This is a genomic window from Kitasatospora sp. NPDC088861, from assembly GCF_044750105.1.
Lineage (GTDB): Bacteria > Actinomycetota > Actinomycetes > Streptomycetales > Streptomycetaceae > Kitasatospora.
Genome location: NZ_JBIVJF010000011.1, coordinates 1 through 19,001, shown reverse-complemented (window position 1 = coordinate 19,001; position 19,001 = coordinate 1). Strand labels below are relative to the sequence as shown.

At 70.7% G+C, this 19,001-nt stretch carries 21 protein-coding genes and 1 pseudogene; 11 read left to right on the top strand and 11 right to left on the bottom strand.

The window, feature by feature from the left end; translation table 11 throughout:
• Window positions 1-75 precede the first annotated feature (75 nt).
• Window positions 76-579 carry a universal stress protein gene (locus tag ACIP37_RS19915; RefSeq protein WP_363586208.1) on the bottom strand — a complete coding sequence of 168 codons (504 nt, stop codon included), beginning with the start codon at window positions 577-579 and terminating at the stop codon, window positions 76-78.
• A gap of 417 nt (window positions 580-996) precedes the next feature.
• On the opposite strand from ACIP37_RS19915, the gene ACIP37_RS19910 reads away from it, so the two are divergent.
• Entirely contained in the window at window positions 997-1,491 is a 495-nt protein-coding gene (locus tag ACIP37_RS19910) for a discoidin domain-containing protein (protein ID WP_363586209.1), read from the top strand.
• A 7-nt stretch (window positions 1,492-1,498) separates the two neighbouring features.
• Window positions 1,499-1,702, top strand: coding sequence for a hypothetical protein (locus tag ACIP37_RS19905; protein ID WP_363586210.1), 204 nt, complete (start codon window positions 1,499-1,501; stop codon window positions 1,700-1,702).
• A gap of 165 nt (window positions 1,703-1,867) precedes the next feature.
• Here ACIP37_RS19905 and ACIP37_RS19900 read toward each other — a convergent pair whose 3' ends face one another.
• Entirely contained in the window at window positions 1,868-2,233 is a 366-nt protein-coding gene (locus ACIP37_RS19900; protein WP_363586211.1) for a hypothetical protein, read from the bottom strand.
• Between ACIP37_RS19900 and ACIP37_RS19895 the strand changes: the two genes are divergently transcribed.
• Window positions 2,223-2,423 carry a hypothetical protein gene (locus tag ACIP37_RS19895; RefSeq protein WP_363586212.1) on the top strand — a complete coding sequence of 67 codons (201 nt, stop codon included), beginning with the start codon at window positions 2,223-2,225 and terminating at the stop codon, window positions 2,421-2,423. The genes ACIP37_RS19900 and ACIP37_RS19895 overlap by 11 nt on opposite strands.
• Window positions 2,424-2,430: 7 nt before the next feature.
• On the opposite strand, the gene ACIP37_RS19890 is transcribed toward ACIP37_RS19895, so the two are convergent.
• Entirely contained in the window at window positions 2,431-2,883 is a 453-nt protein-coding gene (locus tag ACIP37_RS19890; protein WP_400808173.1) for a hypothetical protein, read from the bottom strand.
• Between the two features lie 171 nt (window positions 2,884-3,054).
• A complete protein-coding gene (locus ACIP37_RS19885; protein ID WP_400808170.1) occupies window positions 3,055-4,038 on the bottom strand; it encodes a LysR family transcriptional regulator in 984 nt (327 codons plus the stop codon).
• 104 nt (window positions 4,039-4,142) lie between these two features.
• Between ACIP37_RS19885 and ACIP37_RS19880 the strand changes: the two genes are divergently transcribed.
• A complete protein-coding gene (locus tag ACIP37_RS19880) occupies window positions 4,143-5,036 on the top strand; it encodes an NAD(P)H-binding protein (protein WP_400808168.1) in 894 nt (297 codons plus the stop codon).
• Window positions 5,037-5,116: 80 nt separating this feature from the next.
• Window positions 5,117-5,482 carry a darcynin family protein gene (locus tag ACIP37_RS19875; protein ID WP_363631821.1) on the top strand — a complete coding sequence of 122 codons (366 nt, stop codon included), beginning with the start codon at window positions 5,117-5,119 and terminating at the stop codon, window positions 5,480-5,482.
• Between the two features lie 89 nt (window positions 5,483-5,571).
• On the opposite strand, the gene ACIP37_RS19870 is transcribed toward ACIP37_RS19875, so the two are convergent.
• The 4 genes from ACIP37_RS19870 to mdlC form a co-directional block, all read right to left on the bottom strand.
• A complete protein-coding gene (locus ACIP37_RS19870) occupies window positions 5,572-5,835 on the bottom strand; it encodes a hypothetical protein (RefSeq protein ID WP_400808490.1) in 264 nt (87 codons plus the stop codon).
• Window positions 5,836-5,950: 115 nt separating this feature from the next.
• Window positions 5,951-6,511 carry a hypothetical protein gene (locus tag ACIP37_RS19865; RefSeq protein WP_363586217.1) on the bottom strand — a complete coding sequence of 187 codons (561 nt, stop codon included), beginning with the start codon at window positions 6,509-6,511 and terminating at the stop codon, window positions 5,951-5,953.
• Window positions 6,512-6,591: 80 nt separating this feature from the next.
• Window positions 6,592-7,149 carry a hypothetical protein gene (locus ACIP37_RS19860; protein ID WP_363586218.1) on the bottom strand — a complete coding sequence of 186 codons (558 nt, stop codon included), beginning with the start codon at window positions 7,147-7,149 and terminating at the stop codon, window positions 6,592-6,594.
• Between the two features lie 780 nt (window positions 7,150-7,929).
• Complete coding sequence (gene mdlC, locus ACIP37_RS19855; RefSeq protein WP_363631819.1) at window positions 7,930-9,540, bottom strand: benzoylformate decarboxylase; 1,611 nt, start codon at window positions 9,538-9,540, stop codon at window positions 7,930-7,932.
• A 253-nt stretch (window positions 9,541-9,793) separates the two neighbouring features.
• Between mdlC and ACIP37_RS19850 the strand changes: the two genes are divergently transcribed.
• Both ACIP37_RS19850 and ACIP37_RS19845 read left to right on the top strand, forming a co-directional pair.
• Window positions 9,794-10,954, top strand: a complete 1,161-nt coding sequence (locus ACIP37_RS19850; protein ID WP_400808164.1) for an anion permease — start codon at window positions 9,794-9,796, stop codon at window positions 10,952-10,954.
• Window positions 10,951-11,196, top strand: a complete 246-nt coding sequence (locus ACIP37_RS19845; protein ID WP_363631817.1) for a hypothetical protein — start codon at window positions 10,951-10,953, stop codon at window positions 11,194-11,196. Before ACIP37_RS19850 ends, ACIP37_RS19845 begins: the two co-directional genes overlap by 4 nt.
• A 104-nt stretch (window positions 11,197-11,300) precedes the next feature.
• Here the strand turns inward: ACIP37_RS19845 and ACIP37_RS19840 are convergent, their stop codons facing one another.
• Window positions 11,301-12,302, bottom strand: coding sequence for an alpha/beta hydrolase (locus ACIP37_RS19840; RefSeq protein WP_363631816.1), 1,002 nt, complete (start codon window positions 12,300-12,302; stop codon window positions 11,301-11,303).
• A gap of 173 nt (window positions 12,303-12,475) precedes the next feature.
• Here ACIP37_RS19840 and ACIP37_RS19835 point away from each other — a divergent pair, with 173 nt between their 5' ends.
• Window positions 12,476-13,339, top strand: a complete 864-nt coding sequence (locus ACIP37_RS19835; RefSeq protein WP_363586222.1) for a helix-turn-helix transcriptional regulator — start codon at window positions 12,476-12,478, stop codon at window positions 13,337-13,339.
• Window positions 13,340-13,633: 294 nt separating this feature from the next.
• A complete protein-coding gene (locus ACIP37_RS19830; protein WP_363586223.1) occupies window positions 13,634-14,212 on the top strand; it encodes a hypothetical protein in 579 nt (192 codons plus the stop codon).
• Between the two features lie 78 nt (window positions 14,213-14,290).
• Here ACIP37_RS19830 and ACIP37_RS19825 read toward each other — a convergent pair whose 3' ends face one another.
• Window positions 14,291-15,367 carry a transposase gene (locus ACIP37_RS19825; protein WP_400808159.1) on the bottom strand — a complete coding sequence of 359 codons (1,077 nt, stop codon included), beginning with the start codon at window positions 15,365-15,367 and terminating at the stop codon, window positions 14,291-14,293.
• 346 nt (window positions 15,368-15,713) lie between these two features.
• Window positions 15,714-16,580: a hypothetical protein gene (locus tag ACIP37_RS19820; protein ID WP_363586225.1), complete on the bottom strand. Its 867-nt coding sequence runs from the start codon at window positions 16,578-16,580 to the stop codon at window positions 15,714-15,716.
• A gap of 896 nt (window positions 16,581-17,476) precedes the next feature.
• Here ACIP37_RS19820 and ACIP37_RS19815 point away from each other — a divergent pair.
• Both ACIP37_RS19815 and ACIP37_RS19810 read left to right on the top strand, forming a co-directional pair.
• A pseudogene (locus ACIP37_RS19815) lies at window positions 17,477-18,448 on the top strand (pyridoxal phosphate-dependent decarboxylase family protein); the annotation flags it as partial.
• Between the two features lie 154 nt (window positions 18,449-18,602).
• A partial coding sequence (locus tag ACIP37_RS19810) for a helix-turn-helix domain-containing protein (RefSeq protein ID WP_400808157.1) occupies window positions 18,603-19,001 on the top strand: 399 nt, incomplete at its 3' end.

The window sequence follows — 19,001 nt, the reverse complement described above, 5'->3', positions numbered from 1 at the left end:
GTGCGCCTGCTCGGCGACTACCGCCAGCCTGCCGTCCTCACCTGACCCGGCTCAGAGGGCGGCTGAAGTCGACGGTCACGAACGTGCGGTGCCGTGCTCCGAACGTGCGGTGCCGTGCTCCGCCGGCACGACGACCACGGGAAGGCCGGCGTGATGGACGACCTCGGTGCTCGTCGACCCGAGGGTGAGTCGGCCCCAGGCACCCGACCCTCGGGAGCCGACCACGAGCAGGCTGGCGTCCTTGCTCGCCTCGAGGAGGACCTGCGCAGGGCGGCCGCGTTCGCAGACGATCTCCACCTCCACGGATGGCCCACCGAGCTGTTGCTGCAGTTCCTCGACCGAGTCCGCCACGGCCTGCGTGACGAGATCGCGCTGCTGGGGGATCGGACCGGAGTCGACCGTCCGTTCGAAGCCGGAGTGCTGGGTCGGGGTGTACTCGTACGCGCAGACGGCCCGCAGGCCTGTACCGCGCAGCTGGGCCTCGCGCAGGGCGAAGGTCACAGCGTGCCGGGCTGGGGTCGAGCCGTCCGTGCCGACCACGATCGGGCCGGCCGGGTGGGGGACAGGAGGATCGGTCACGGGGGACCTCCAAGGAGTCGGCGGGCTCGCAGACGCGTGGGGCCCTCTCCACGTGCCCGGTGGCGGGGCCTGCGCGAGCCGCCTCTCAAGCCTGCTCCTGTCCGCCGGTGGGCACCAGTGCACGGGTGAGCTGTACGCGGTCGGGTCCCATGGCCGCCCCGCCGCGGTGCGCGAGGAACGCCACGGTGGTCACGGCGATCTCCGGCAGGGGCCGTGGTCGCTGACCAGTCACGGCAAGGGCCGCAACCCACAACGGCGGCGGTCCTTTCAGCCACCCGCTGTTACCGGCGGAGAGTACCTACTTCTCGGTCATGTTCGTCCACGAGGACTGCTGGCTGTCGGACGACGAACTGCGCCGCGACCACCAACCTGGGCTTCACCACCGACCCGGACGGCACCCGACGCCTCCCGTCCGATATGACCGACGGGAACCTGGACACGTACTACTGGAGCGCACGCACCCCCGAGTTCAACGACTGGATCCAGATCGACCTCGGCAGCCAACGCGACATCACCAAGATCGACATCTATCTCGGCAAACCCGACGGCAGCTTCACCCTGCCCGACTGCAACCTGGAATCGTCAACAGACGGCACCAACTGGACCCATTACGCACCCGTCGTGGCATATCAATCGGAGTATCGCGGCACCACAGCCCGAACCACCCGCTACATGAGCCTGAGAATTCTGATCTCACGCAGCACCCGAATCGCCATCCGCTCCTTCCAGATCACCACCAAATCCCGCGGCGCCACCATCACCCCCGACGGCGCCACCTTCCACACGGGCAAGGTAGAAATCGTTGGAGACCTCGTCGTCACCGGCAACGTCACCGTGCTGGACGGCGGGAAGCTCAAGGTGAACGACGTCACCAGTCAGGTGGTCACAAACGTCATGCTCGGTCTCCGTTGACGCCGACATGATCACCACGGTCAGGAAAGAATCCAACAAGAAGCAGTTCATCAACGCCTGGTTCGGCGGAAATGAGCTGTTCAACATCGGCCTTGACGCCTGGGAAGTAGCGACCGTGCCACTCAAGAAGGGATGGGTTTTTCAGAAGACCTCTCCGAACGGAGCAGCGGACTTGATTGTCTGGAGGTTCTACCTGGGAGCCGAGCCGTAGGTGCAGCCCCACGAGGTCAGCGGCTGGCCCTCCGTTGGCAACCTTCCCTGCGTGCGACCGTTGAGGTCCGCCCGCTGCGACGAGCGGGCCGCCACGTGGGGAAGGTGTACCGACCTGGCTGCCTGTGGCCGAGCCGACCGCGGGGCTCGGCCACAGGTCGCAGGATCAGACGGAGATGACTTTGCCCTTCGCGAAATCCGTGCCTTGCTGCCCGTAAATACTGATCCTGTACTGCGTGCTCGACACGTGCTCCCCCATGGCGAACAGCATCAGCTTGCTGCCGTTCGCATAGAAGAAAAGGGTGACACTCTGCTGCCCGTTACCCGAACTGGCGTGCAGGACCGGCTGATTGTTGAACTTGTGCGATCCGGTGGGCTTTCCCTGGCCGTCAAATGCCTGGTTCAGGGACTGCTTCAGGTTTGCGAGCCTGTTCCCCATGCCTGCCTCATTGAGGACGTTTTCCAGGTAGGACTGGGCTTGCGGCTGGCGCATGGGACTGGTCTGAGTCCCATCGCTCTTGATGACCACCATCTCGGAAATTGCGGCAGGTGACGCCATGCTCTTCCCCCTCGCGCTGTCGTGCAGGAAGTTCGGGATCTCCCGACCTTTCCTCAGCGTATCCCGGCAGGAAGGTCCGGGTGAGACTCTTTGGGTAATCAGCTGCGGCATTCTGAGCTTGGCTCTGTCGGTGATCTTGGTGTTCGGCCGCCTGGGATCGTGATGGTGCGTCAGTCTTGCGGGTGCAGGAGGTCCGTGAGGCTGGCGAGGAGTGTGAAGGCCTCGACGACCCTGTGGTCGAACGTGTCCATCCGACGGCTGTGGAAGGCGGGGTGGAGATGGTGCTCAAGCAGAGATTCGAGGTGCCGGAGCGACGCGGGGCTGAGGTCGCGCTGGTGGGCCTTCCACTCCTCGACGTAGTCCCCGACCTGCATCGGGCTGTACTTCTGGATCCGTTCCGCCTTGCGCTGGCTTTGCGGAGCGTTCTTCCGGGCCTGGTAGACCTCGGCGAGCCGGGCCTTGGCCTTGTCCTGCGTGGTGAACCCGGACTCCTCCGCCTGCCTTCCGGCCGCGTTGCGGTACCGGATCTTGTACTCGCGCGGGCACCGGGGCCACCGGGACCCGGGGTGCTCGCACTCCTTGAAGAAGGAACCCATGCCGCGGATGAGGCTGGTGGTTGCCATGATCGATCTCGCTCCCCGGGCGTCCTGCTGACGTTTTGCTGACCCCGGATGGTCGATCAAGCCCCTGAGCTGGGACGAACCGCCGAAAGCGTGCTATGTGGTGGGGATGTGCTGATGGCCTCTCAGCTCGGGTCCGCCCCTTGGAGCATCGCGGGCCGGTGCGGCGTCGTCCTATGCGGGGCCGATCGCGTCCGCCGCAGTGGGCTCAGAAGCTGCCGCCGGCGTGCGGAGGACCCGGCGGACGGTGTCGCGGAGCCAGCGGTGGGCCCCGTCGGCCGTGTGCCGGGGGTGCCAGGCCATGCCGATGGTCAGGGGCGGCAGGGCCAGGGGGATGTCGAGGAGGTGCAGTCCGAGGGCGCCGGCGTCGTGGGTGAGGGGCGAGGGAGCGGCGCCGGGGAGTGCGGCGGGTACGAGGCAGACGAGGTCGCTGCGGGTGGCGAGGGTCATCGCGGCCAGGTGGCTGGGGAGGACGACGCTGACCCGCCGGTGGAGGTCCTGCTCGGCCAGGGCGGCGTCGAGGGGGCCGGTGAACCGGCCGCGGCGGCTGACCGCGGCGTGGTGGGCGGCAGCGAGCCGGGCCGGGGTCAGCGGTCCTTCGGTGAGCGGATGGCCGGGCCGGACGGCCGCGACCATGCGGAGGCTGACCAGTTCTTCGACCTGGGTTTCGGGGTCCACGTGGTCGATGGATCCGACCTCCAGGTCGATCCGGCCGTCGCGCAGGGCGGGCCCGGCCTCCAGGTCTTCGGCCCGGATCCGGAACGAGACCCCCGGCGCCTCCCGCTGGGCCAGTCGCAGCAGCCCGGGCGCCAGCGCCGCGCCGACCAGGTCGGCGGCCTGGAGGGTGAAGGTGTTGCGGAGGCCGGCGGGGTCGACGCTCGTGCCGGGACTGAGCAGCGCGCCGAGGCTGCGCACCACTGTGGCGGCTTCCTCGCGCAGGGCCTGGGCGCGCGGGGTGGGAACCATGGTCTGTCCGGCCCGGACCAGGAGGGGGTCCTGGAGGATGCGGCGCAGCCGGGCCAGGGTGCGGCTCATGGCGGCGGGCGAGGTGTGCAGTCGTGCGGCGGCGCGGGTCACGCTGTGCTCGGCCAGCAAGGCATCCAGAGCGATGGCGAGATTGGCGTCGATGACCGGATCCGGGCTGCTCACCAGCATCATTCCATTTCAGTCAATGATTCCGTGCTGAAGTTCCCATTGTGGCAGCACGGCGGACCTCAGCAGGATGAGGGCGTACCGAAACCAGCACCAGCTACGAGGTTTTCATGATCGTCATCACTGGTCCCACCGGGAACATCGGCCGCCACCTGCTCTCCCGGCTCCTGGAGTCCGCCCCCGCCGCGGGCGAGGAACTGCGCGTGATCGTGCGCGATCCCGCCCGGCTTCCGGACGCGGCGCGCGGACGCGTCGAGGTCGTCACCGGCTCGCACGCGGACGCCGAGGTCCTCGACCGGGCCTTCGAGGGCGCGGACGGGGTCTTCTGGCTCGTCCCCCCGGACGCCTCCCTGACCCCGTACGACGCCTACAGCGGTTTCACCCGCCCCGCCAGCGAGGCGCTCGTCGCCCACGGCGTCGGCCACGTCGTCGGCGTCTCCGCGCTCGGCCGCGGGACCCCGCTCGCCGACCGGGCCGGCCTCGTCACCGCCTCCCTCGCCATGGACGACCTGATCGCCGGCACCGGCGTCGCCTACCGGGCCCTGGCCAACCCGTCCTTCTTCGAGAACCTCCTGGAGGAAGCCGACTCGATCCGCGAGAAGGGCGTCTTCACCGACTCCGTCGACGCCGACCGCAAGGCCCCGTTCGTGGCCGTCGCCGACATCGCGGCGGCCGCAGCCGGCCTGTTGCTGGACCGCTCGTGGACCGGCACCGGCAGCGTCCCGGTCCTGGGGCCGCGGGACCTGTCCCCGAACGACCTGGCCCGCATCATGACCGAGCAGTTCGGCCGCCCCGTCCGCTACGAACGCCAGTCGTTCGACGAGCTGTACACCACCCTCGTCGGCTACGGCCTCAACGAGGCGTTCGCCCAGGGCGTGGTCGACATGAAGCGGGCCAAGGACGAGGGCCTCGACGCCGGCGTCGCCCGTACCCCGGACACCGCCTCCTCCACCGGCTTCGAGCAGTGGTGCGCCCGGACCCTCAAGCCCGCGGTCCTCTCCTGAAGTCCAGCACCCGGCGCCGGGGCAGCACGGAGCCCGGCGAACCAAGACCACTACCCACCTGCCGCTTTGGAGGCACCCCGATGTCCGCTGAAATGTCCGAACCGCCGGTCACGGCGTTCATGCTGGTCAAGACCACACCCGAGTGGCTCGCGCTGACCGTCAAGGAACGCGTGGACGCCTTCACCACCCAGGTCCTGCCGGCCATCAAGGCCAAGACCACCGGCGTCCGGTCACGCTTCTACGACACGGAGTTCTACTCCGCTCGTGTCACCGACGTCTGGGTGTGGGAGGCCGACGACCACCACGCCTACCAGCTCCTCGTCGACGCACTGCGCGAAACCCCCTTCTGGGACCGCTACTTCGAGGTCGTCGACCTCCTCGTCGGCACCGAGAACGGCTACGCCCGAACCTACGGCCTCGAACCCGTCGCCACCATCGCCACCTGACACACCACCCACCCACCTGCGCACGAGCGCCGATGCCCCCTGACCGGTCGGCGGTTTCTAGGGGTCGTTGCAACACGTGGTCGGTTTGATCAGGCCGCGATGAGTTTATGCAGGCGCTCGGCTGGGGTTTCCCAGCCGAGCGTTTTGCATGGGCGGCCGTTGAGTTCGGCGGCGACCGCGAGTCCGGTGGCGTCCTTGAGCCGCACCGCGACCCGGACACCCTCGCCCTGGCGCGGGCCACCATCGGCACGGGCGGAGAACAGGGTGCCGCGGCGTGCCGCGGAGAGCGCGAGCAAGGGCTCGAAGCCGTCCTCGGACGGGAACGGGCCCGGGGCGAGCCCGGTCCGGTCCACCAGCAGGCCTCCTGAAGTTCGCAGGAGGCCCGAAGAACCTGTTCGGTTTTCTTGGGCGAGGACCGAATGGAACTCGATCACCGCAGGTCGGGGGCGTGGCTTCGGCCCCGTTGCTTCAGGTGTTGAGCAGGCGGTTGAAGAACGAGCGGTAGCGCTGGAGCGCGACGCGCAGTTCTTCGGTCGGCACCTCGTCGCCGCGGTGCCACTGGCCTTCGAGGTCCTGCTTGTGCGCGGAGAAGGTGGTGGCGAGTGCCTGCATCGTCTCGGCGACCAGATTATCGGCCGCGGACACGGCATGGCGCGGGTCGTCGACGAATTCGCCCTGGATCTTCTGCCACCGGGAGCGGAACTCCTCCTGCTGCCCGCCCAGCAGGGGTTCGTTCTCGGCGGCTTCCGGGTCCTCGGTGCGCTCGGATGGCTCGGATGCCTGGGTGTAGCCCCTTTCCTGCTCCTCTTCCTGTCCGCGTTCCTGCCCGTAGTCCTGCTCGCGGTCGCGGCCTTCGAGCGTGAACTCCTGCTCACCGCTCCGCTGTTCGGTGGTGGCTTCCCCGGGGAACGCCGGTGGCGAATCCGCCCCGGAGGTATCGCTCTGTTCGTCGGTGTCCTGTCGGGCGCCGGCCAGATCCTCCGTGGACAGGCCGCCCTCGCGCGGTTCGGATGTTGCTCGGCTGTGCATCTCTTCACTTCCCTCTCGGCAGTTCCGGTCGGCGGCCGTCGCCGGGTGCGTCCCGTCAGCTCAACTCGCCGGTCCGGGGCTCACGCACGGCTGCCCTGCGGACGGTCACCGTTGTGGAGCAGTTCCTCGAACAGGGTGCGGTAGTGCACCATGGCGCCCCGCAGTTCTTCCGTGGTCGCCTGGTGGCGGCTGCTGCGGTCGTTGACCTCGTGAGCGGACCGGAAGTGCGTCAGCACGCTCCCGTGTTCGACGGAGAGGTCCTTGAGCTGCTGCTCGTACCCCTCGGTCGGGTATCCGCGCTCGCTCATGAGCGTGGTGACGAGCCGGTCCGCCTCGTGCACCGTGTCGTCGGGCCGGTCGACGAACTGTTCCTGCACCCGTGCCCAGTCCTTGGCGTACCGGTCACGGGCACCCGGTGACAGCGGTTTGATGTTCAGCGAGTCGTGGCGCGACTCGCGTTTGCGCAGCTCCCGGTCGGCGGCGAAACGGCCGTCCTTCGCCTCCGCGGTCCGGTCGTACTCCGGGCCGAACCGCTCCTGCAGATGGCGGCGGCGGATGACGAACGTCGCCACCAGCGCGCACACGACCAGAAGGACGACGACGATGGCGATGACTGCGATGAGGGTCCCTGTTGACATTTGGGTCCTCCGCTTGTAGCTCCAGACCTCCCTGAACGGCGCGTGCCCTGCTGCCCGGAGCCAAAACACGGACGAACCGAAGAAGTCGAACGATGTGCCACGCGGACGTGCCCGAGACGCAGCGTCGGCTTCTGGTTCGCACACACCTCGCGGGTGGGCGGGCTCCTCCAGGGGGCGATCGACGGCGTGCCCGGAGATGCTGACGGGGCTGCCCGTGGAGTGACCCGGGCGGACCCGAGGGGGCAAGGGCGGCGGAGGACGGGCGGGTTCCGGGGTTGGTGGGGCGGCGGGCGTCGCCGGTGTGGATCTTCGCGTTGCGGACGACGACGTCGGCGGCGTCCTCGAGGGCGTCCTCGGCGGCGCGGGGGACCAGCCCACCGACGGGTATTGCAGGCACCTCGACGGCCTCCTGTCACGGGATCGACCTGCCGCCCGGGTGCGGGCGGCAGGCGGAGGCTTCCGCGCGGGCCGGGGTCGCAGCCGCGCCCCGTTCGGGCGCCTGACGAGACGTCAGGCGCAGGGGTGGTGCCGGACTTGGCCCACAGCACACCGGCCCCGGTCCGCGAGCGCACCAGCCGCCCGCAGCGGCGATCGTTCGGGGGTGGTCAGGGGGTGGTCGACGGTGAGGGCCGAAGAGGTCCGTGGTGCCGAAAGGGGAAGGTGCCCGGCTGTCGGACACCTTCCCCCGCTGGTCGCCGAGGTGCTCGCCGAGGTAGCTCCCGCCGGCGACGGCGTTGTCGAGTTCCCGCCGCCCGGCCCGGCCCGGCCCCGCCGCGCGGGCTACAGCGCGGCCCGCTGGGGCCGGGTGGGAACGACGATGACGGTGGGGGTGCCGGCGGTCAGGGCCGCGGTGAACTCCCGCTCCAGGTCCTCGGTGGTCTCCACGTCGACGGCGCGGCAGCCGAAGCCGCGGGCCACCGAGGCGATGTCCAGCCCGGGCAGGTCGAGCCCGGGCACCCCGGGGGTGTCCTCCAGCAGGGCGAACGACTTGAGGATCGAGTACTCGTGGTTGCGCATCACCACGTAGACGATCGGGAGGCGGTGCCGGGCCGCCGTGTAGAGGGCCTGCACGGAGTACTGGAAGGAGCCGTCGCCGATCAGGCCGACCACCGGGCGCAGCACTCCCCGGTCCCGGTCGCCCAGCGCGACGCCGACCGCGGCCGGGACGGCCCAGCCGATGCCCCCGCTGGCCGTGGCGAAGAACGAGCCCGCTCGGGTGGTGGGCAGCCATTCGAGCTGCTGCGCCATGGTCGAGGTCGACTCGTTGACGAAGACCGCGTCCGGCGGGCGGACCCTGCTCAGGGCGGCGTACACCTCGGGCGGGGTGAGCGGCCGGTCCGGGGCGGACGGCAGCACGCGGGGCCGCGGCATCGGCTCCGGAGCGGTCCGCGTCGAACCCTCCTCGACCAGGTCCAGCAGCAGCTCGATCGCCCGCCGGGGATCGCCGAGCAGACTGTCGCCGACCCTCGCGGCCGCGGCCGCCTCCGGGTCGCCGGTGATCTGGAGCAGCCCGGTGCCCGGGGGGAGGTAGTCGCCGGGCACGTACGGGTAGTAGCGGAACACCTCCGCGCCGATCACCACCACCAGGTCGTGCCCGGCCAGCCGGTCGCTGATGGTCTTCACCGACATGCCCAGCGGGCCGGCGAACAGCGGGTGGTCCTCGGGGAAGGAGACGCGGTCCCCCAGCGGGGCGCCGTAGACGGCGGCGCGCAGTCTCTCCGCCAGGGCGACGGCCGCGTCCCAGCCGCCACTGCGGTCGACCTCGGGCCCGAAGACGAGTGCGGGCCGGCGGCTGGCGGTGATGCGCTCGGCGAAGGCGCGCAGCCGCCCGGGGTCGGGGGCCACCCGCTCGCTCACCGTCCGCACCCGGGTGAAGCCGGACAGCGGCCGCTTCCAGTCGTCCATCGGGATCGACAGGTAGACCGGGCCGGCGGGCGGCTGGAGCGCCTGCGCGTAGGCACGCATGAAGGCCTCGGGGACGTCCTCGGCGCAGGCCGGCTCGTAGGACCACTTCACCCAGGGTTTCGGCAGCTGGGTGGCCTCGCGGTTGCCGAGGTACGGCTCGCCGATCACCAGCTCCCGGTGCTGCTGGCCGGCGGTGACGATCAGGGGCGTGTTCCCGTGGTGGGCCGCCACCAGGTTGCCCAGCGCGTTGCCGGTGCCGGCCGAGGAGTGCAGGTTGACCAGCGCGGGGCGGCCGGTGACCTGGGCGAAGGCGTCGGCCATCGCGAGGGCGGACGCCTCCTGGAGCGCCAGGACATAGCTGAAGTCCGCGGGGAAGTCCTGGAGGAACGGCTCCTCGGTGGAGCCCGGATTCCCGAAGACCGTGGTGAGTCCGAGCGTGCGCAGCAGGTCGTACGTCACGGTGCGGACGGTGGGGTGCTCAGCCATGGGTGCCAACGCTTTCACCCGGGGCACCAGGGCCTCAGGGCTCGCAGGGACGGGTCTCGGTCCAGCCGACCAGAAGCCTCCTGGGGCGGGACGGCGACGGGGGACGGCACATCGGTTCCGATCGTCACGCCGGCCGGCTCTTGCAGGAGAGCATCGGCACCGAGGGCCCCGCAACCGGACGAACGGGTGCCGGGCCCTGGGGCAGGGCGGGTCGGCCGCCGCCTCGGCCGGTGCGCGGGCTAGGTTCGGGTCCGTGACCGGCAACGACGCGGTCCTGGCGCTGATGGTCGCCACGGCGCTGGGCTTCGACTTCACCAACGGCTTCCACGACACCGGCAACGCGATGGCGACCTCGATCGTCACCGGCGCCCTGCCGCCGCGCGTCGCGGTCGCGGTGTCGGCGGTGCTGAACCTGGTGGGCGCGTTCCTGTCGACCGCCGTGGCGGCGACCATCGCCAACGGCCTGGTCGCCACGGGAGAGGTGACCTTGACGGTCATCTGCGCCGGTCTGGTCGGCAGCATCCTGTGGAACCTGGCCACCTGGTTCCTCGGGATCCCCTCCAGTTCCTCGCACGCGCTGATCGGCGGGGTGGTCGGGGCGACGGTGGCAGCCGCCGGGGCCTCGGCCGTCAAGTGGCAGGGGCTGGTCTCCAAGGTGATCGTGCCCGCGGCGCTGTCGCCGTTCATCGCCGGTGGGGTGGCCGTGGTGGGCACCCTCCTGGTCTACCGCCTCACCCGCGACGTGCCCGAAGGCCCGCGCGGGCGCGGCTTCCGGCTCGGCCAGATCGGCTCGGCCTCCATGGTCTCGCTCGCCCACGGGACCAACGACGCGCAGAAGACCATGGGCGCCATCACCCTCGCCCTGATCGCCAACGGCACCCTGCCCGCCGGGGCGAAGGCACCGGCCTGGGTGATCCTCTCCTGCGCGCTGGCGATCGCCCTGGGCACCTACATCGGCGGCTGGCGGGTGATCCGGGCCCTGGGCAAGGGGCTGGTGGAGATCGAACCGCCGCAGGGGATGGCCGCCGAGTCGGCCTCGGCCGCCGTGATCCTCTGCTCCACCGACTTCGGCTACTCGCTCTCCACCACGCACGTGGCCACCGGGTCGATCCTGGGCTCGGGGATCGGTAGGAGCGGCGCCGTGGTGCGCTGGCAGCTCGCCCGCCGGATGGTGACGGCCTGGCTGCTCACCCTGCCGGCTTCCGCCCTGGCCGGCGCGCTGGCCTACTGGGCCGCGAACGGGATCGGCGGGACGGCCGGTGTGGTGGTGATCGTCGGCGCGCTGGTGGCGGCGTCGGTCGCCTTCTTCGCCGCCTCCCGCCATCCGGCCGTGACGCCGGAGAACGTCAACGCCGCGTGGACCGGTTCGGCGGCCCCGGAGCCCGCCAAGGCCAAGGACGAGGTGAGCCCGTGAACTCCTGGATCAACCTGGACGCGGTGTGGAAGATCGTCGTGGTGGGCCTGCTCACCGGCGCCGGACTGCCCGCGCTGTTCGCCCTCGGCCTGCGCCTGCTCAACCCGTCCGGCGCGGCCGGCGAGCCGGCCGCGCTCCGGCCCGCCGCCGGGCCGGTCGGCTCCACCCTGGCGGGACTGATCTTCGCGGTGGTGCTCGCGGCGATCGGCTGGGGCATCTCCGTCATCGTCAGCCACCACTGACCGCCCGGCGCCCGGCACCCGAGAACCCGGCACCCGAGCACCCGGCACCCGAGCACCCGAGCACCCGAGCACCCGAGAACCCGAGCACCCGAGAACCCGAGCCTTCATGACCGATCGCCCACGGCGTCGGCTCCGCCCCGGCCGTGCAAGGCCTCGGGTGCCGTATCCGGTCCTGAGCGGGTGTCAGTGGTCGCGGCGAGGTGGGTGCCGAAGAAGTCGGTCAGCCTCGCGACGGCGGGGGTGACGTACTCGTCCTTGTCATAGAGGTCGACGTGCGCGGCGCCGTCGATCCAGTGCAGTTCCTTCGGCCCGGTCGAGCGCTGGAAGGCCCGCACGCTCATCCAGGCGGTCACCGCCTCGCGCCCGGCGACCATGAGCAGCGGGCGCGGGGCGAGCAGGGGCAGGGAGGCGAAGGCGTCGAAGGCCGCGATGCGGTCGATGCTGGACCAGGTCAGGGCCTTGGCCGCCCGGGGGTGTTCGGCGCGGGGCGTGCAGTAGTACTCCCAGCCGTCGTGGACGTGCGGGCCGCCGCGGCGGGCCTCCTCCTCGGTCGCGGGGGAGATCGGGAAGGTCCGGACGCCCTCGCCCCGGGCCTCGGCGGTGCGGGCCGCGGCGGCGCCTTCGAGCATGGCCCGGAAGACGGCCGGGTCCTGGGTGCCGTCGGCGCCGTCGCGGAACTGACGGGCCATGTCGGTGGCGCTGACGGTGGCGACGGCCCTGATCCGGTGGTCGGTCGAGCCGGCGGCCAGGGCGTAGCCGCCGGAGGCACAGATGCCCAGCGCCCCGGTCCGGCCCGGGTCGGCCTCGGCGCGGGTGGTGAGGAACGAGACGGCGGCCTTGAGGTCCTCGATCCGGTGCGCCGGGTCCTCCAGGCCGCGCGGCTCGCCCTCGCTCGCGCCTTGGAACGCGGAGTCGAAGGCGAGGGTGACGAAGCCGCGCTCGGCCAGGCGCCGGGCGTACAGGCCGGCGGCCTGCTCCTTCACCCCGCCGCCGGGGTGGCCGACGACGATCGCCGGGCGGGGGCCGCCCGTGCCGCCGTCGTCGGGGGTGTACAGGTGGCCGGCGAGGTTCAGGCCGGCGCTGGGGAAGGTCACATCGGTGATCACGGTGCTGCTCTGGTCGTCGTGCGACGGGCGGGTCGGCGCGGGGCGACTCCGGCGGCTCTCTTCGGTGGCCGTTCCCCACCGTGGCGCCGGAGCGTGCGGGGGTGCCAGGGAGGAAGCTGCCTATGCACGCCGGTACCAGGCACGAGGCCGCTCCCGTGCCGGACACTGGAACCATGACCGTCCGCGACCGGCCCTCCCGCGACAACGAGCTGGGGGACTTCCTGCGTGCCCGCCGCGCCGCCCTCGACCCCCACGGGGCCGGATTCCCCGACGACGGACGGCTGCGGCGGGTGCCGGGCCTGCGCCGCGAGGAACTGGCGCAGCTCGCCCATGTGAGCGTCGACTACGTCGTCCGCCTGGAGCAGGGACGCACCCGAACGGTCTCCCGGTCGGTCCTCGACGCGCTCGCCGACGCGCTGCGCCTGGCGCCGGACGAACGCGCCTACCTGTTCGCGCTGGCCGACGCGGCCCCGGCACCCGCTGCCCCACCGTCCGGCCGCCCACCCGTGGACCCGCAACTGCGGCAGCTCCTGGCGACCATGCACGACGTCCCCGCCATGGTCCTCAACCGGCGCCTGGACGTCCTGGCCTGGAACCACGCGGCCACTGCCCTGCTCACCGACTTCGGCGCACTCGCCCCCGGGGAGCGCAACCTGATCCGCCTCACCTTCCTCGACGACGCCTACCGCGCGCTGTACGCGGACTGGCCCCGCGCCGCGCGCGACTGCGTCGCCACGCTGCGCATGGAAGCCGGGCGCCATCCGGAGGACCGTGAACTCGCCTCCCTGATCGCGGAGTTGACTTCCCGAGACGCGAACTTCCGGGCCTGGTGGGCCGACCGCCGGGTGCGCGGCCCCCGGCAGCTCACCAAGACCTACGTCCACCCGCTGGCTGGCCCCCTGACCCTCGACGTCCAGCAGTTCACCGTCGACACCCGGCCCGACCAGCAACTCATCGCCTACACCGCCCCTCCCGGCTCCCCGGCCCACGAGGGGCTGCGATTCCTCCTCCAGTGGGCACCTGCTCCGCGCGGATGACGCTCGCGCGCGGAGCCCGCGCGGAACCGTCGTTGGGCGCGGGTGCAGTCGTGCAGTCCTACAGCCGCACCCGCGCCCGCCCGCGGCGGCGGGCGGATCGGGCCTGGGGCGGATTCTCGGAGAGGGCGGGAGGCCGAGCAGCGTCCTCGTTCAGCGCGAGTTTCAGTGCGAGCCGGCACAACCAGGTGCGGTACCAGCCGACTTGTCGGTATTCGACCTGCTCTGACGGGAGCCGCACGGCCGTTCACCCATCCCCCTGCGAGGCCGGGCCGAGGGAGGCGTAGTGTGCGCGGTGTGAAAGAACTGATCTTCCGGGGGAAAGACAGATTCCGCCCGGACTGGTCCGATCTCGGGCCGGTGCTCATCGTCGTCACGGTCGAACTCGTCGCCGGCCACCTGAAGTTCCACCTCGGCCTCGGCCCCATGGTCCTCCTCGTCGGCGGGACCGTGGTGCTGGCCGCCGCGAGCCGCCTCCTCTCCATGCGGTACTGGAGCAGGGTCGGCACCGACGGAGTCACCATCTGCTGGGGGTTCGGCCGTGGCCGCACCTACTCCTGGCAACAGATCTCCTGGATCGACGTGTCGGAGATCCAAGGCCGCGGCGCGCCCACACGCGTGGCCCGGATCCACACCACCGACGGTCGGCGCCACTGGATGTCCACCGTGATGGCCAGCGACCTCCACCCGTCGGAGGACTTCGACGCCGACTTCCGGCGGGTCGTCGACTGGTGGAAGCACAGCACCAGTCCGAGCCTGCGCGTCCTGCCGGAGAAGAAGTTCCGGGACCGGCTGACGCCCGTGAGAACCGCGGTGCTGTGCACCGTCGTCCTCGCCGTCGTCCTCTTCGCCTTCACCGTGGTGCTGGCCCAGTAGCCACCTGAACGCGTCGGCTCGGCTCTCCTGACGGGCGGTGGGCCGTGGCGCCGGGTTGTGGAGATCAGTCGGCCCTTGTCAGCGAGCCGGTGGGGTGAGGACTGCGCGGTCGAACGGGCCACCGTGTGAGGTGGCGTACGTGACGGCGTCGTTGACGGCACTGATGCCGAAGGACCGGACCCGTTCGGGGGCGAGGTCGAGGGCGCCCGAGGCGAGGAGCCGGATGATGCCGACGTTCGCGGTACGCGGGTACTCCAGCCGTGCGGACACGGTGCGGTACTGCTCGGTGAGGTAGGGGCCCATACCACTCGCCCGGACCTCGTCGGCGGTGGTCCGCTCGGTGGTGTAGCCGCGCAGGACGCCACGCAGCCGGGCGTCGACCCGTCCGGCGGCGACAGCTCCCTCAACGACGAGACCGGCGTCGTCGGCCTCGGCCTCGACTACCAGGACCACCTGTACGTCGTCGCCGACGAGTCCGACATTCTCGGCGCCAACGACTGGGGCCTCACCGCCTGCCGGCTCGCTCTGCGGCTGCGCGCGGACGCGATCGTGGTCGAGGCGAACTACGGCGGCAACATGGCCCGGCAGATCCTCAGCCAGGCATGGGACCAACTCGCCCGCGAAGGGGAGACACACGGCCAGCTGATGCCGCTGATCGTCGAGGTCAACGCCAAGGTCGGCAAGCGGCTGCGCGCGGGGCCGGTGACGCAGCTGTACGAGCCGGGCCGGGTCCACCACGTCGGGCACTACCCGGAGCTGGAAGGACAGATGGTGACCTGGGTCGCCGGGATGGACAGCCCCGACAGGATGGACGCTGCGGTGCACGGCCTGACCGAGCTGGCCGGCGGAGGTCCGCCGGCCCTTCTTCGCCCGCAGCTGGTCACGCAGCGTGTCGTGGATCCGCTCGGTGGTGCCGTCGCGTTCCCACTCCTTGAAGTAGCCGTAGACGGTGGTGTGGGGCGGGAAGTCGTGCGGCAGGTAGCGCCAGGCGATACCGGTGCGTGCGACGTAGAGGATCGCGTTCACCACCTCACGCAGCGCTGTCGTGGGCTCACGCCCTTCGGCGCGGGTACGTCGCCACTCCACCAGCACTGGCTCGATGAGCTCCCACTGATCGTCCTTCAGGTCCGATGGATACCTGCGTCGTTCCGTCACGTTTGATGAATATCGCGGACACGGACCCGGCCGCCACGAGATCCTGAAAACGAGTCCGTGCCGCAAGAACCAAAGCCGGACAGTTGGGGGGAATCCCCTATCGAACACCCTCTCACACGTGGTCAGCGTCCGCCTGTACATGGCGGTGCGTCATCAGCGCACGGAAGCGCGATCGACTTCACGAAATCTGCGCCTGAACCACCTCGCCCCGCTAGAAACACTCACGCGCACCGGCGGTTGAGTGGCGGCGGCGCGGAGGGTCGGGGAGGCCCGCCCAGGTGTTCGGAGTCGAGTGTCACGGGTGTGGCGTGATCGGTGTCCGGGTCGATACGGGCCGTTCCGGTTGTCAGATCGCGCCGTTGCTGACCATCACGAAGCCCATCCAGTGGTGGCTGTTGGAGAAGTCGCCCTGTGTGTCCGATCCGGTTGGGACGAAGATCCCGGGGCCGCCGATGTGGCCGAAGGGGGAGCCTGCCTGCGCCTGGAAAGGGATGTAGACCACGGCGGGCGCCTCGGGGCCGAACAGGCCGACACCGGGCGGAACCGCGAGCCGGTAGATCGACGGGATGGCCGGATCGTCGTTCTCGTACAGGACGGAGAATCCTGCCGGTCGGCCGGCGGCCGGAACGCGTGTGTAGAACGGGGTGGAGAAGGTGAAGTGCGAGAAGTTCTGGGTCGGGTGGCTCGTTCCGGCCCCGTTGTAGAAGTGGAAGGCGATCGGCGCCGCGTGGCCGCCGATGACCAGCGGCGACCCCTGGTGGGTGTAGTACAGGTTCACGTTGCCCGGGGCCGGGTTGTTCTTGGTGCTGCGTACGCTCAGGACCGGCCACTCGTTGTGGGTGAGGTCGGAGTCGGTGTCGGTCGTGTTGCCCGCGTCGGTCGTGAAGATGACCCGCCCGGAGGAGGGAATGTTGGGTGCCTGCGGGTCGAGGGCGAGCGGGACCACGACGTCGATGCTGGCGCCCGCGGCGATCCCGGCGAAGGAGACCTTGAACATGGACGGCGCGTCCACGGCGGTGTTCTGGTAGAGCCAGGTGGCGGTGCCCCCGGGGGTGCTGGGCAGGGTGGGGACGTTGATGAAGAACGGTGTGATGAACTTCAGTGACACCGGGCCGGTGGCGTTGTCGGGGCCGAAGTTGCCGCAGGTCACGGTCATGGTGCCGTTGCCGGAGGCGTCGAACTGCCCCATCTTCACGCTGCAGTACAGATCCACGGTGTTGGTCGTCCGCGGGGCGCTTGCGGCGGCCGGGCGGCCCGGTCGTCCCGCGGCTGTGGCGGGGGCCGTCGCTCCGAGGCCGAGGGCGGCCACGGTACCGCCGACGCCCGCCGCTTTGAGTAGCGATCGGCGGGGGACGGAAGCGGTGCCGGACCGGGGGGATGCGGGCGATGCTTCTCCGTGCTGATCGTCTTTCATATGCGTAACCTCTGCCTGGCGAAGGAATGTGCCGCTATCCCCGGGAATCCCCCCGGTCCGGGACGGCGATCACTTTTGTTTGTTGGCAAACTACTTGACCCGGTGAAGCCTCGCGGGCATCCCGCCCCGGCATGTCCGAGACAGTCGACGCCACCCTCGGCCGTCTGGGCGAATCGGTCCAGGTTCTGACATCCGGGCCCGTCGACACGATGCCGAGGGAGGTGCGTGCGGCGCCGACTGCTCTACCGGCCTTGCGGATTGGGGGTGAATCCTCCGGCTGTGCGCGTTCCCTGAGATCGGCTACCCGCTGCTCTGGCGGAAACCGGCCGCACGTCCGGCGGGCAATGGTGGCCACCGCCCCGCCCGAGGTCCCTCGATGTGCCGAGCCATCTGGGCGGCCGCCGCCCGTGCGAGCGGATGGCCTCCGAACGACACGTGGTCATGGCGCGAACTTTCTTCGTCTCGCGATGCCTCAGAGTCCATCGGCCGCGTGTTCCACTGAATCGTCAGGCCCGGCGACCCGGCCGGCGCCTGCTGTTGCGAAGGCCGGGCAGGGGATCCCTGACGCCACGCGGGCCCCGCCGACCCCGCGCAGCACAGGCCGGTCACCGCCCGCGAGAAGCCTGCCCGCGGCCCGCCCCCCAGGGGGGAGCGTGCAGCGGTGCGGGTGCCGTGCAACGGACAAGGAGGACGAAGTGGACCTGACGCACTGGCTGGGACAGGCGGTCGAGGAGGTCCGGACCTGGGCCGACGGCTACGGGCCCGTCGCCCGGCACCCGTCGCTCGCGGTGGACGAGGACGCGATGCGCACGGCGTTCGGCGACCTCGCCACACGGCTGGGCGCCAGCTATCCGTTCTTCCATCCGCGCTATGCCGGCCAGATGCTCAAGCCACCGCATCCGGCGGCGGTCGTCGGGTATCTGGCGGCCATGCTGATCAACCCCAACAACCATGCCCTGGACGGTGGACCGGCCACCTCCGACCTGGAGGTGGAGGCCGTCGAGGCCCTGGCCGGCATGTTCGGCCTGGGCGTCCACCTCGGCCACCTCACCAGCAGCGGCACCATCGCGAACCTGGAAGCCCTGTTCGTCGCCCGGCAGATCCACCCCGGCAAGGCCGTCGCCTACAGCACGGAGGCCCACTACACGCACAGCCGGGCGTGCCACCTGCTGGGCGTACCCGTGCACGCCGTACCCGTCGACCGCCGGGGCCGCATGGACGTCGACGCGCTGGAGCGCCTGCTGCGCACCGGTGACGTCGGCACCGTCGTCGCCACCGCCGGGACCACCGGCCTCGGCGCGGTCGACCCCGTCCACGACATCCTCCGACTCGCCCGCCGCCACGGGGCCCGGGTGCACGTCGACGCCGCGTACGGGGGCTACTTCACGCTCCTGGCCCACTGGAACGAAAGCCGAGGGGCAGGCGAGGACCCGGTCGAACCCCTGGTGGACCCGGAGCCCTGGCGCGCCGTCGCCCACTGCGACTCGGTGGTCGTCGACCCGCACAAGCACGGTCTCCAGCCGTACGGCTGCGGTGCGGTCCTGTTCGCGGACCCCTCGGTGGTCCGCTTCTACCACCACGACTCCCCGTACACCTACTTCACCTCGCAACGCCGGCACCTGGGCGAGATCAGTCTGGAGTGCTCCCGTTCCGGGGCCGGCGCGGCTCAGGTCTCCTGGCGTAGCGGCCGGTCGGGTCGGATGGCACGGGGGTGGTCGTCCGCCGTGTGGGGCCGAGCACTTCGCACGCTAGTGTGATGCGCCACAAATCATGAGGGTAAGTTGATACCCTTTTATGGTGTCGCATCCTGGGCCTTCTGCCGTGGTGATCTCGCTGTCTGAGGACGAGCGTGCCGAGTTGCTGCGTCGGGCGGGGTCCTGGGACCGAAGAGCCGCTGAACGGGCCCGGATCATCCTGGCGTGTGCTGACGGTATGTCGAATTCCGCTGCTGCAAAGCTCGTTGGCGTTCAAGACAAGACGGTGCGCAAGTGGCGTGGCAAGTTCGCGGCCGAGGGGCTGGCCGGCCTGCAGGATGCGGGCCGCATCGGCAGGCCGAAGGCCGACCTGGTCCTCAGTGAGGCCGAGTGGGACCAGTTGACGCGTTGGGCGAGGCGGGCGAAGACCGCGCAGTTTCTCGCGCTGCGGGCCAGGATCGTGCTGCGGTGCGCTGAGGGCGGGACGAACCGGCAGGCCGCGATGGATCTGGGCGTCGACGAGTCG